Origin of the sequence: Herbiconiux sp. (assembly GCF_004297105.1) — a bacterium.
Lineage (GTDB): Bacteria > Actinomycetota > Actinomycetes > Actinomycetales > Microbacteriaceae > Herbiconiux.
On sequence record NZ_SCVE01000018.1, the window covers coordinates 355253 to 367144 of the forward strand.

Here is an 11892-nt window from a genome sequence, read left to right on the forward strand (position 1 = left end):
CGTGCACTCCCGCGTCGCCTGTCTCGCCCCGTCAGATGAGTGTGGAGCACGCGGTCGAGCCGGAGGGCAGGGGCGTGGGCGTGGGGGTGCGGATGCCGTCGAGGATGATGTCGAGGTGCCGGCTCCAGGCGAGCGGATCCAGGTCCTTCGTCGCCTCGATCACGCCGGCCACGGAGAGGATGATCACCGCGAAATCGGCCGCGACGACGTCAGCCCGGATCGACTTCTGCTCGTGGGCCCGCTCCACCAGGGCGTCGATGCTGTTCCGGATGCCGGCACGCAGCTCGGCCAACCGGGGAGCGCCGTCGAACGAGGCGGTCATCAGGGTGGTGAAGCCCTCTTCCTGGGCCTCGAACTCGCAGAGGCCGCGGAGGAACTGCTCGAGACCGAGCCACGCATCGTCGCGCTCGAGGGCCGCCGCGGCGAGTTCGGTGACCTCGAGCAGCGGGTCTTCGAGAACGCTCTGCCAGAGATCGGCGCGGGTCGGGAAGTGCCGGTAGAGGGTGGCATTGCCCACGCCGGCGGCGCTCGCGATCGGCTCCAGGGGCGCATCGAGGCCGTGGCGCGCGAAGGCGTCACGGGCGGCAGCCACGAGGCGGGCGCGATTGCGCACGACGTCTTTGCGAGGCATCCGGTTCTCCGCTCTGTCGGTTGCGGTCGTCTTCAGATGCTACGGAAGAAATACACGAAAAGGAGGAATACGGAGAGTACTCTCCGGATTGAAACGGAGACACCTGTTCGTTTCACACATCGGAGCACTCATGCACATCATTGCCATCGTCGTCTCGATCCTCCTCGCCCTGGCCCTGGCCGGCTCGGGAATCCAGAAGCTCCGCCGCGCGCCCGCCATCGTGACGCAGCTCGGCGGCCTGGGCGTGACCCCGCCGATGTTGACGGTGCTCGGTTCGCTCGAACTGCTGGCGGCGATCGGCCTGATCATCGGCATCTGGTGGATCCCGCTGGCGATCGCCGCGGCCATCGGCACCGTGATCTACTTCATCGGCGCGATCATCGCGCACGTGCGCAAGCGCGACCGCGGCGTCGCACCGGCCGCCGTTCTGCTCCTGCTCGCGATCGCGACCTTGGTGCTGCTGATCCTGAGCGTGTGACCGACGGTCGTGGCCGCCTCGGTCAGAGGCGGTCGCGGTTCCTCGGCGGGTCATCCGTTCGGGAATCGGGTTCGACCACCTCGTCGGTGGCGGACGCCACGTCGTCCAAGAACTCCTCGAACGACGGGAAGAGGCGCTCGCGGCTCACCCGCTCGGCTTCGACGCCGATGCGCAGCACATCCCTCAGCGGCATCGCGTCGGCGTCGAGCCCTCGTCTCAACTCCGCCACCCGGTCGAACGGCGAGCGCGCCTGGGCCTCCGGCCCGGAAGACCCGGAAGCACCGGAGGACCCGGAGGCACCGGACACCGGCGCCAGCGAGATGCCCATCGCCGCCTCCAGCGAAGACAGATCGGGCAGCACTCCGAGACCTTCCGGCACCACGGGGGTCGCGACGGCGAGGTGCGACGGTGTGGGCACGGGCAGCACCCGCACCACGTTCGTCACCGCGGTCGCCTCCCCGTGCTCGTTCGAGACGCGGATGCCGATGCGCCCGGTCTGCCGCGCTGTGAACCGCTCGGTCACCACCCGCGACCCCACATCGCGCGTGATGTCGGCCCGCCCGGGCATCTCGATGGTGAGCCGCGACGCGCCCGAGACCTCGACCGTCAGCCGCACCTCGTCGCCCTCGGCCACGAGAGCCGGGCTCACCGAGACGCGCGAGATCACGGGTGCCGAGAGATTCGCGATGATCACTCCGCGCAGGTACTGATACCACTCCGATGCGGTCGGCCGCCCCACGGGATCGTCGCCGAGCCCGTCGTGCATCATCCGCTGCCCGGTCTCGTCGAGCACGCTCCGCATGCGGTCGGCGTCCCGGCTGCGCTCGAGCCCGTCGCCGGCCGGCGCGAGCACCCGCAGAATCAGCAGGGCGAGCTTGTACCGATCGGTGCCGACGGTCTGCACCGACGGCACCGTCGAGAGCGAGACATCCGTTCTGTCGTCGCCCTCGGGCATCTCGGGGAACGACTCGGGCGCCGCCCACCCCGCGCTGTTGCGCTGAAGCCGAGGCTCGTCGTCACCGGCATGCGCCACCGCGGCGCCTTCGCCGCCGACCACGAATGCCTCGGCGACCTCACCGGCGCCGAACAGCACCGATCGCTCCGACAGATCGCCGAACACGATCCCGTTCCGATGCAGCAGCTCGAACAGCAGGCTCACCCGCGCGAGCACGGTGCAGCGGGCAACCAGATCCCGTTCGCCCAGTGCGGCGGCCCCGGCGCGGCGGGCTCGCTTCGGCGCCACGACGAGCCACTTCGCGCTTTGAGGTGCTTTGTTCTGTTTCGAGTCATCCGAGGGCACGTAGTAGAACGGATGCGGCGCCAAGGGCACGAGGCACCCCACCACGGCCCCGTCGTCGCCCTCCACGACAGCGACAGGCCAGGCGGCGATGCCATCGAGTGTCGCGCGCTCCCCCGCGTCGAGGGCCCACCGCATCGCCACGAGCTGGGAAAGGGCGGCCGAATCGCTCTGCGTCGCGGCCCGATCACGGATGCTCACGAACGCGAGCCCGCCCTGATGCCCGGGCACGGTGAAAGCCTGGAGCCGGTGCACCTCGGTGGCGGCTCCGCTCCCGATGAGGGAACGGGCCCCGAGGTCGGCCTCGCGCACGCGGATGCCCGCTCCGCGCGACACCCGCTGCTCCTGACCCGCTTCTTTCGACACGAACAGCGACGCTAACGCATCCGAATCCGTGTTGCCTGGGGCAAGCTCGGAGGGGGCCCAGAACCGGCCCGGCTGATTCAGAACACCATCTAGGGGGAACTCATGGACACATCCGGCGCGATCATCGCCATCGTCATCTACGTCATCGGCTTCGTCATCGCGATCCTGATCCTCTCGGCGGTCATCCGGGCCGCCGTGAGACGCGGTATCGAAGACGTTCTCTACAAGAAGGGTAAAGACGGCCTCTGGTCGGCGAACCCGTGGGTGGTGTCGATCGCGAAGGAGATCGCCGCGGAGACGCGCAAGACCGACTCGTGAGGCGGCCGGGCGACCCGGATATCCCCCGAGCGGCGGACCACTCTCAGCCCAGGGCCTGATCCCCGTCGCCCTCCCGATCGCGAGGATGGGAACACCGCATCCTCCCGGGCGGCTCCACCCTGCTCTCCGCGATCGGTTCCCATGCACAAGCCCATCACGATCACCCTCCTCTCCCTCGCATCCGTGGTCGGGATCCTGGCGCTCGGCCTGGTGACGACCACGACGGTGAACGCCGTCGCCTCGGCGTCGGAGGACGCCGAGCTCGAGACCTACGGGCACCTGGTGCCGGTCGACGGCAAGAACATGAACGTGGTCGTCAGCGGCAGCGAATCGGATGGGGCCGACACGATCGTGCTCCTGCCCGGCCTCGGCACCCCCTCACCCGCACTCGATTTCGCGCCTCTCGTGCATCGGCTGGATGACGACTTCCGCGTGGTGGTGGTCGAGCCGTTCGGGTACGGGCTCAGCGACCAGACCGACGCACCCCGCACATCCGCCGCCATCGCCGGCGAGGTGCACGAGGCCCTTCAGGCCCTGGGGATCGACCGCTACGTGCTCGCCGGCCATTCGATCGCGGGCATCTACGGGCTCGAGTACCTCAGCCGTTTCCGCGACGAGGTGACCGCGTTCGTGGGCATCGACACGAGCGTTCCTGGCCAGCCCGGCAGCGAGGAGCCGACCCCGGTCGACGGCCTGGATGCGCTCAAGCAGCTCGGCATCCTCCGTGTGCTCAGCTCTGTCTCCCCCGGCGCCTACGACGGTCTCGCCGACTACGACGATGCCGCCCGCCGCCAGCTCGCCATCCTCAGCAACCGCAACACGATGACCCCGACCCTCCTCGACGAGATCGCCCGCACCCCCGAGAACTTCGCCGCGGCCCGCTCCCAGCAGTTCCCTCGCGACCTGCCGGTGCTGCTGTTCGTGGCCGGCGACGATCCGGAGGTCGCGGGCTGGGTGCAGCTGCACGAGACCCAGCTCGCCCAGGTCGATCGTGGCGAGCTGGTGCAGCTCGATGGCGGCCACTACCTGCACCAGACCCTCTCGGCCGAGATCGCGGCGAAGACGACGGAGTTCCTGAGCCGCTGACCCGTCGGCTCCGGCACGATGCTCCTTCGGTCTCGCGCTGCGGCACTCGAGCGGCGAGAATCGGGTGGTGGCCGATGTGAGCGAGACGTTTCCGGATGCGCCGACCCGCGAACCCGACGTGCGCGACGACTTCACGTCGACGACGCTCCGGGACGATCTGTGGATCGGCCACTACCTCCCCCACTGGACCACGCCCGAGAGATCCCTCGCCCGCTATGAGCTGACAGGCGAGCCGGGCATCCGTCTCCTGATCGAGGAGGATCAGCCCGACTGGAGAGAAGAGGATGCCCCACTGCGTGTCTCGAACCTCCAGACCGGCGTCTTCTCGGGCCCCGTTGGCTCCGAGCGGGGAACCCAACGGCATCGGCTTGACGGTCTGACGGTTCGAACGGAGACTCCGGAGCGGCTCCTCTGGGCGCCATCATCCGGCCGCATCGATCTGACGGTCAGCGCCAGCGTCGACGAGGGCTGCATGCTCGCGGCCTGGCTGGTCGGTGCAGAGAACCTCTCAGCCCTCCACAGCGGCGAGATCTGCCTCTTCGAGATCGACGCGGCCGCAATCGGACGCACCCAGACGCGGGCGCGCTGCGGCATCAAGGCCCACGGCGACGATTCACTCGTCACCGACATGACGGAGGTCGCCATCCCCGTGAACGCAGCCCAGCCGCACACCTGGTCGGTGATCTGGGGCCCCGAGGGAATGCTGATCGGCTGCGAGGGCGTGGTGGTCACACGCTCCTCGCAGGCTCCGGACTACCCGATGCTGCTGATGCTCGACCTCTTCGAGATCGGCCCGCGCTCGACCACCCCCGGCGCGTACCCGAAAGCAGCCCGAATCCACTCCCTCCGCGGCTGGAACGGGATCCACTAGCGGAGCCCTGGCTCACCCCTTCCGGCGCAGCACCCGCGCGATATCGGCCACGGCGGTCTCCCCGAGCGCGTGCGCAAGCCCGATGAACACGCCCACGGCGACGATTCCCCCGATCCCTGCACTCACCAGCGCGGTGACCTGAGTCGACCACCCAGGATCTCCCACGGGAACGGATGCGGCCAGCCAGGCGCATCCCGTCGCAACGAGCACCACGACGGCCAGTCTGATCGATCGAGCCATCGCGGAGTGACGGACCGATCTCATGGCGTCGCGAAGCCGCGCACGCCGTTCCAGAAGCGCGATCCCCACCAACAACCCCATCCAGGTGGCCGCGCTGATCACCAACGCCACGAGCACGACCACATGGGCCGGCTGCGCCACCAGGCCCACCAGGAGCACGCCGAGAACTGTTGCCACCGCGATGACCAGCTGCACGATGAAGGGCGACCGCGCATCGCCGAGGGCGTAGGAAACGCGTTGCACGAGCAGGACGAGACTGAACGCTCCGAGCCCTGTGCCCAGCGCGGCGAGCACGCCTCCGATGGGCGCGGCATTCCAGACTGCGACGCCGATGTGAGGCCCGAGCGCCACGAAAATCACGGTGAAGAGCGCGGAGACGACCGCGACGAGCCGAGCAGTGCGCCGGATCTCAGCCCACGCGGGCGTGATCTCGCCCGCGACGAGGTGATGACTCATCCGGGTGTACGACGCCGTGATGAGCGAGACGGCGATGACTCCGTGCGGCACCAGGAAGAGGAGGTAGGCGTTCGAGAGGGAGTTGAGGCTGGCCCCGTCGATTCCGGATGCCGTGAGGTGCGCCCCGGCTGCGGAGGCGACATTGGAGATGACGACATACGACCCCTGCCAGCACAGCACGGCGAGAAACCCCCACAGCACGTTGACCCCGATGCGGGCGAACCGCTGCGGCCGGATGCGGAACCGCGGTCGGTGGCCAAGCCGGAGCACGGGAATGCCGACGAGCACGAACTGGGCGATCGCTCCCAGGGTGGCACCACCGCAGACGAGAGCGACCATGGAAGGGGTCCACTTCTCCACGTCGACGAGCCCGCTGGGAACCACGGCCAGGAACACGAGTAGCGATCCGATCGTGGCAGCGTTGGAGAGCGCCGGCGCCCAGGCGACGAAGGCGAAGCGCCCGTGAGCGAGCAGCACCTGGGAGAACGTGCCGAACTGGATGAGGAAGAACACCTGGGGGATGCACCAGAGCGCCATGAGTGTGCCGAGCCGCAGCCACGATTCCGGCCAGGCCAGGGCGTAGACGTTGACCAGCATCGGAGCGAACATCAGGAGCGCCGCGGTGAGGATGACGGCTGCGAAGGCGGTGAGGCTCAGAATCTGGTCGATGTGCTCCTGCCCGGAGATGTCGTTCGCGACCGACGATTCGCCGACCTCCCCGGCGTGGTCGCGTCGGATGGCGCCGGCGATCTCGGGAATCAAGATCGACGAGAGCGCCCCGCCGGCGACGAGGGCGAACAGCGCGGTGGGCAGCGTGTTGGCAACATCGAAGATCTGGCCGCCGGCGGTCGAGCTCGTGCCCCCGATGGCCGCCACAAGCAGAATCGCCTTCACAAACCCGAGCGCGCGAGACGCGAGAGTACCTGCCCCGAGCAACAGCTCGGGACGGGCACGCCACCGCGTCACGCAGCGACTGCGCTCATCAGCAACCGCAGCCGATCTTCCGCGACAAGCACATCTACGTGTGAGCAATTCGCCAGCTTCGGCGCCCCCTCGAAGGCAATGGTGACTTCTTCCGGCAGCACCATCCCGCCCGACGTCGCGGCTCGAAACGGGTAACGCGCCCCCTGATCATCGAGCAATTCGAACTCCAGCTGAAGCACTCGACGCACGAACCCCTCAGCGAGCCCGACCATGCGCACCACCACGCCCGACTCCCACAGCTCCACGAACGAAACCACGTACGGAGATCCATCCGGCAGGGTGAAAGCCCGGTTGACCGTGATCAGGACAGGGCCTCGCGGGGCGTGTTTCTGACTATTCCTCATACACTTATTCTGACCGATTTCCTCGTGAACTCCACCGAGTTCGAACCCTCCTCCTCGAGGCGGTGATCACGCCGCCGCGCCTCGAGCTCCGATCCGCCGCACCTGAACACTGGAGTCCACATGCCCCCACGCCTCACCGCCCGCCAGATGTTCATCGCGGGAGCGACCCTGACGGCAATCGGCACCGCACTCGCTCTCGTAACCGACGGCTGGCTAGCCTTGATCTTCGAGTCTGCCGACTTCCCCCACGCAGTTGCCGGCACGATCGCCACCCTCCTGCGGGAGATCGCCATGACGCTCGGCCTCGTGCTGGTCGGAGGATCGGTTGTGACGAGGTCACTCGGCGAGACGAAGGCGACGGAATAGGGCCTTGGCGTCTCCACCGCGATCCCCGACCCTTCGGCAGCACGCGCACAGCACACTTATGCCCGGCCGATCACACGAGTAGCGTGACGAGCATGACAAGGGGAGCCGGGCGCATGACGCTCATCATCGTCGGTGTCGTCGCTCTGCTGATCGGAGCCCTCTTCGCCGGCCAGGGCGCGAACCTCATCCCAGGAAGCTCCATGACCGGCGACCGCACCTGGCTCTACATCGGCCTCGTTCTAGCGGTAGTAGGCATCGTGCTCCTCGTGGTCGGAGTGCGACGTCGCAGGAACGACCGCTGACCCCGGGACACCTCCACAGAATCGCGCAATCTCAGCCGGCACCGCCGCCGCCCTGAGCGACCGACAGCCCGAGAGACGACCGTTCAGAAGACGGGTCGGTCCAGAACCCCAACGACGATAGGCGCACCGACGGCGAGCAGTGTGCACACAGCTGCGGAGATCCACATCCAGCGCGCCGCGGGTCGTCGGAGAACGACGATCAGGTGAGTTGCGAGCGCGACCACGGCGAGCGAGGCGACGACCGTACCAACGATCGCGGGACCGAAGAACGCGACCTGCTTGGTCGCAAGCCCAGAATCGTCGGGAGCCTGGTAGTACGTCGCGGGAATCTGAGAGGCGACGGCCGCGAGACCCAGCACGGCGATCACGAGAAGGATGGAGGCGACGATGACGCGAACCCGCTGGGACATCCACCCATTATGCGAGGCGCACGAGCCCTCGCCTATCTCTCCGCCGCCAGGCCTCATTCCCTCCGACCGCGGCGGCAGCTGGTCCGTCTCCCCCAGCACCCCCGACAACGCCACAAAGATCCGCAGCGTCGCCGACGCGCACATGCCTGTAGCTCAATCCCCGCGCGTACCCCCCATCTAGGGTGAGAGCGCACCGACACCTGTCGGATACGGTGTGCAGATGAGCGCTCCCGGCTTTGCCACCATCGACTTCGAGACCACCGGCCTCTTCCCCAACGGCAACGACCGCGCAATCGAGGTCGCAGTCGTCCACTCCGACCCCGACGGTACGATCACCGGCCGCTGGGACACCCTCCTCAACCCAGGCCGAGATCTCGGGCGCCAAGACATCCACCGCATCTCAGCCGCGGAGACCCTGCGAGCTCCCACCTTCGCCGACATCGCACCAGAACTGATCGAGTTGCTCGACGGTCGCGTGCTCGTCGCGCACAACGCCAGCTTCGACACCCGCTTTCTCCTGGCGGAGCTCGCACGTGCAGACGTATGGGCCAGTCAAGATCTGGTCACCCTCTGCACAATGCAGCTCGCTCGCGTCTACCTCCCGGGGTCGGGCCGAGCGCTTGTCGACTGTTGCGCAGCCTTCGACATCCAACTCGAGGGGGCCCACCGGGCTTCCGTCGACGCGGGTGCGACGGCACAACTGCTCGCCTCCTACATTGCCCACTCGGAAGATCGCTCCGGATGGACCGATCACCTCGACCGCGCAGCTGCATACTCGTATGGCCGACTCCCCAGCCGGGGCACCGCGTGGTATCCGCGGGAGAACGCGCAGAGCGGCAACGATCACCACTTCCTCGAACGCATCACCGATAACCTCGGCGAATTCTCGGGACCAGACGAACACAACGAGTACCTCGCGCTGCTCGACCGTGCTCTCCTCGATCGAATACTCTCAGCGCACGAGGCCGACGGACTCATCGAACTCGCCGACTCCCTCGGCATCAGCCGCTCGGCCTGCGAGAAGCTCAACCTCGAGTACTTCTGGGCGCTCGGTGCGGCGGCCTGGTCGGACGGCATCCTCACCGAAGCCGAGACCGCCGACCTGATTGCCGTCGCTGGACTCTTGCGTATCCCACCCTCTCAGATCGAGAAGGTACTCACTCCTCCAGATGTTCTCCCGACCTCACCGAAGCGGCCTGGTTCCTCCATCGGAGGCTTCACCTTGAACCCGGGCGACCTGGTCACCCTCACCGGAGAAATGTCGCTCCCCCGCGAACGCTGGCACGACATCCTCGTGGCCAATGACCTAGTGCCGAAAGATGCGGTTACGAAGAAAGTCAAGCTCGTCGCGGCCGCCGACCCTGACTCGCTCTCTGGCAAGGCAAAGAAGGCACGCGACTACGGCATCCCGGTGGTCAGCGAGCAAGGCCTTGCCGGCATGCTCGGTATCTAGGAACGGAAGCTACGATGGCGAAATCGGACTGGAAAGAAACCGGCTGGTATATCGAGGCGAAAGGTTCACGCCATCTCTTCTCGGTGATCGGATCGATCGGGGGTTATAGCTCCGACGCCAAGATCGCATGGCGAGGACAAGCCAGTACGGAATACGACCTGGTCTCGTCGCTGCAGCGATCACCCGGTATCAGCTCCGAGGAGGAGATGCGAAAGCGAGAGTTGTTGCTGTTGAAGTCCGCGCGACAATGGGGACTCGGATTCGGGCCGTCCGGATGGGCGAGCGACCTCCAGCTCTTGGCGGATCTCCAGCACTACGGCACGGCCACCCGGCTCCTGGATGTGACGAGCAATCCCATGACCGCGCTTTGGTTTGCATGCCAAGACGTGCAGCCAAAGGGATCGACCATCAACGACGGGATTCTGCTCGCGTTGAACACCGCGGGATGGAAGTCGTACGGACGAAGTCATCCGTCCGGAAGCTATAGGGCCGTTGAGAGTCCGCTGTCATGGGAACTCGAAGCGGCACTGGATTCGGCACAGCCTTTCATTGTCGAGTCGCTGTCTCCGAACGATCGACTTAGAGCGCAAGAGGGCTTCTTTGTGGCCGGCCGAATTCCCGAGCGATCCGCGCGGGATCCGTTCAAGAGCTTCCACGTCAACTACGAACCCACAACCTACGAAGAACTATCGACGAGGCTCAACGATCAAGTCGGTGGGTCAGAGCAACGCAGAAGGCTCCCGTTCGTCGCAGTGATAATCCCAGCATGGCTCAAGGGGCGTGTGCTGTTGCGCCTGGCGAACTCGTACAACAGACGCCCCAATGTGTTGTTCCCCGACTTCACGGGTTTCCGCGATCACGGTGCGTATGTGGAGCCCCGCAAGACGTTCGAAGGCTCCTCCTAAGTCGATTGACCCCGAAAGGCACTTCTACCGATCGTCGTCTTCGCGTTTCTTCGACCGGAACCGATCCCGAATGCCCCCACCCACCGCACCGGCAGCGCCCGTGATGGCTCCGCCAACGCTCTTAGCGGCTGTGACGGCCCGCGCTTCATCGGGTATGCCATCGCCATCGATGTCGACGCTCCGGAATGGACTCGACACTGTTGCAGCGGCGGTGGCCACGCCTGAGCCAGCGGCAACCGCTCCCGCCGCAACGCCACCTCCAACAGCACCGGCAGTTCCCGTTATCCGGCTCCCAGTGGACTTCGCTGCCTCCTGCAGGGCTGCGACCGCCGCATTGCCCTCGGAGTCATCGTCGTCTGGCTTCGCCTTCACCGGTATCGCAAGATTCTCGGGGAACTCGTCGGGCGGCTCCGGGAACGCAGTGCGCGACGAGAGGATGACATCACGACCGAACACGAAGCGCGTGATCCCACTCGACAAAGCGGCCACTCCGTAGTCCACCGCGGTTTGTTGTTTGCTGCTCAGGCTGTCGCGAACAGGGTCGAGTTGCCCTGTCTGCATGGTCCGCACCAGACTCTGAGCGCGCCCAGCCGGAAGCGAATTCGCGAGAGTATTCGCCCAGTCCGAGCGACCAGCGGCAGCATCCGTCCCGGCCGCGACCACACCGTCCGCAGATATCGTCGCGACATCCGCAGCCATCGTAGCGATCTGCTCCTGACTGATTCGTTCATTCGACAATCCGAACACCAGAGCCTGTGCCTGATCCTGATCGAGGCGCATCCCATGAATCTCAGCGAGCCCAAGGCCGAAGATGGCAGTGATCTCAAACTGCAGTTGCTTGTCCCCAGCGGGAAGGTAGGTGGAGACGTGTTGCGCACCCGTCTTCGCTGCGCTCAGCCCGACGTTCTTTGCCGCCGCCTTAACCGCAGCTTTTCCCGTGTGCGCGCTCACGCTCTTGACGCCGGCGGTCGCGGGCCCAGCGACGGGAATCATCGCGATGCCGACATCCGCTGCGATCGCTCCGACCGTGATTGCTGTACCGGCCGCGGTGATGGCGGACCCGTAGTGGCGTTCGAGAATCCGGATGATCTCGGCTGGTGACGCGTCGGGCTTCCTGCGTCGAAGCCACTTCACATACCTACGCGCGATCGAGTGTCGCGCACTGACCGCCTTCGCAATCTCGTGCGAAGCCTCGTCGCTGTCCAGGTCGGCCCCGACTGTGATGACCTCGGCATCAATCGGCACGTTCGCTGATTCGCCGTCGATCGGCGGCACTGGCGTTTCACTCATCGAATCCCCCTCGACAGCCGTCGATTGCAACGCTAACGATAGAGCAACGCTCGGTGGAGACGCCCTTGTCGCTCTTAGTCAGCGAGGCCATGCGC

General features: G+C 66.5%; 14 protein-coding genes. 8 read left to right on the forward strand and 6 right to left on the reverse strand.

The window, feature by feature from the left end:
* Positions 1-31: 31 nt before the first annotated feature.
* Complete coding sequence (locus EPO52_RS15260; protein WP_290808076.1) at positions 32-631, reverse strand: TetR/AcrR family transcriptional regulator; 600 nt, start codon at positions 629-631, stop codon at positions 32-34.
* A 130-nt stretch (positions 632-761) separates the two neighbouring features.
* Between EPO52_RS15260 and EPO52_RS15265 the strand changes: the two genes are divergently transcribed.
* Positions 762-1109, forward strand: a complete 348-nt coding sequence (locus tag EPO52_RS15265) for a DoxX family protein (RefSeq protein WP_290808079.1) — start codon at positions 762-764, stop codon at positions 1107-1109.
* Positions 1110-1131: 22 nt separating this feature from the next.
* Here EPO52_RS15265 and EPO52_RS15270 read toward each other — a convergent pair whose 3' ends face one another.
* Positions 1132-2772, reverse strand: coding sequence for a hypothetical protein (locus EPO52_RS15270; protein ID WP_290808082.1), 1641 nt, complete (start codon positions 2770-2772; stop codon positions 1132-1134).
* A gap of 102 nt (positions 2773-2874) precedes the next feature.
* Between EPO52_RS15270 and EPO52_RS15275 the strand changes: the two genes are divergently transcribed.
* The 3 genes from EPO52_RS15275 to EPO52_RS15285 all read left to right on the forward strand — a co-directional run bounded on the left by EPO52_RS15275 (position 2875) and on the right by EPO52_RS15285 (position 5047).
* Positions 2875-3090: a hypothetical protein gene (locus EPO52_RS15275; RefSeq protein ID WP_290808084.1), complete on the forward strand. Its 216-nt coding sequence runs from the start codon at positions 2875-2877 to the stop codon at positions 3088-3090.
* A 141-nt stretch (positions 3091-3231) separates the two neighbouring features.
* Positions 3232-4176, forward strand: coding sequence for an alpha/beta hydrolase (locus tag EPO52_RS15280; protein WP_290808086.1), 945 nt, complete (start codon positions 3232-3234; stop codon positions 4174-4176).
* Positions 4177-4243: 67 nt separating this feature from the next.
* Positions 4244-5047: a hypothetical protein gene (locus EPO52_RS15285; protein WP_290808088.1), complete on the forward strand. Its 804-nt coding sequence runs from the start codon at positions 4244-4246 to the stop codon at positions 5045-5047.
* Between the two features lie 12 nt (positions 5048-5059).
* Here the strand turns inward: EPO52_RS15285 and EPO52_RS15290 are convergent, their stop codons facing one another.
* Positions 5060-6637, reverse strand: a complete 1578-nt coding sequence (locus EPO52_RS15290) for a lipid II flippase MurJ (protein ID WP_290808091.1) — start codon at positions 6635-6637, stop codon at positions 5060-5062.
* Positions 6638-6705: 68 nt separating this feature from the next.
* Complete coding sequence (locus tag EPO52_RS15295) at positions 6706-6984, reverse strand: hypothetical protein (protein WP_290808094.1); 279 nt, start codon at positions 6982-6984, stop codon at positions 6706-6708.
* Positions 6985-7191: 207 nt separating this feature from the next.
* Here EPO52_RS15295 and EPO52_RS15300 point away from each other — a divergent pair, with 207 nt between their 5' ends.
* Positions 7192-7437: a hypothetical protein gene (locus tag EPO52_RS15300; RefSeq protein WP_290808096.1), complete on the forward strand. Its 246-nt coding sequence runs from the start codon at positions 7192-7194 to the stop codon at positions 7435-7437.
* Between the two features lie 92 nt (positions 7438-7529).
* Positions 7530-7739 (forward strand): hypothetical protein, encoded by a 210-nt coding sequence (locus EPO52_RS15305; RefSeq protein WP_290808099.1) that lies wholly within the window; start codon positions 7530-7532, stop codon positions 7737-7739.
* An 83-nt stretch (positions 7740-7822) separates the two neighbouring features.
* Here EPO52_RS15305 and EPO52_RS15310 read toward each other — a convergent pair whose 3' ends face one another.
* Complete coding sequence (locus tag EPO52_RS15310) at positions 7823-8149, reverse strand: hypothetical protein (RefSeq protein ID WP_290808101.1); 327 nt, start codon at positions 8147-8149, stop codon at positions 7823-7825.
* Positions 8150-8369: 220 nt separating this feature from the next.
* Between EPO52_RS15310 and EPO52_RS15315 the strand changes: the two genes are divergently transcribed.
* Both EPO52_RS15315 and EPO52_RS15320 read left to right on the forward strand, forming a co-directional pair.
* Positions 8370-9602, forward strand: a complete 1233-nt coding sequence (locus EPO52_RS15315; RefSeq protein WP_290808104.1) for an exonuclease domain-containing protein — start codon at positions 8370-8372, stop codon at positions 9600-9602.
* Between the two features lie 14 nt (positions 9603-9616).
* Positions 9617-10507: an FRG domain-containing protein gene (locus EPO52_RS15320; protein ID WP_290808107.1), complete on the forward strand. Its 891-nt coding sequence runs from the start codon at positions 9617-9619 to the stop codon at positions 10505-10507.
* Positions 10508-10531: 24 nt separating this feature from the next.
* Here the strand turns inward: EPO52_RS15320 and EPO52_RS15325 are convergent, their stop codons facing one another.
* Entirely contained in the window at positions 10532-11797 is a 1266-nt protein-coding gene (locus EPO52_RS15325) for a hypothetical protein (RefSeq protein ID WP_290808110.1), read from the reverse strand.
* Positions 11798-11892 lie beyond the last annotated feature (95 nt).

Excerpts from the sequence above, each read along its gene's own strand:
- EPO52_RS15300 (WP_290808096.1), top strand. The coding sequence starts at position 7,192 with ATGCCCCCACGCCTCACCGCCCGCCAGATGTTCATCGCGGGAGCGACC.
- EPO52_RS15275 (WP_290808084.1), top strand. The coding sequence starts at position 2,875 with ATGGACACATCCGGCGCGATCATCGCCATCGTCATCTACGTCATCGGC.
- EPO52_RS15305 (WP_290808099.1), top strand. The coding sequence starts at position 7,530 with ATGACAAGGGGAGCCGGGCGCATGACGCTCATCATCGTCGGTGTCGTC.
- EPO52_RS15260 (WP_290808076.1), bottom strand. The coding sequence starts at position 631 with ATGCCTCGCAAAGACGTCGTGCGCAATCGCGCCCGCCTCGTGGCTGCC.
- EPO52_RS15320 (WP_290808107.1), top strand. The coding sequence starts at position 9,617 with ATGGCGAAATCGGACTGGAAAGAAACCGGCTGGTATATCGAGGCGAAA.
- EPO52_RS15265 (WP_290808079.1), top strand. The coding sequence starts at position 762 with ATGCACATCATTGCCATCGTCGTCTCGATCCTCCTCGCCCTGGCCCTG.
- EPO52_RS15325 (WP_290808110.1), bottom strand. The coding sequence starts at position 11,797 with ATGAGTGAAACGCCAGTGCCGCCGATCGACGGCGAATCAGCGAACGTG.
- EPO52_RS15310 (WP_290808101.1), bottom strand. The coding sequence starts at position 8,149 with ATGTCCCAGCGGGTTCGCGTCATCGTCGCCTCCATCCTTCTCGTGATC.
- EPO52_RS15280 (WP_290808086.1), top strand. The coding sequence starts at position 3,232 with ATGCACAAGCCCATCACGATCACCCTCCTCTCCCTCGCATCCGTGGTC.
- EPO52_RS15315 (WP_290808104.1), top strand. The coding sequence starts at position 8,370 with ATGAGCGCTCCCGGCTTTGCCACCATCGACTTCGAGACCACCGGCCTC.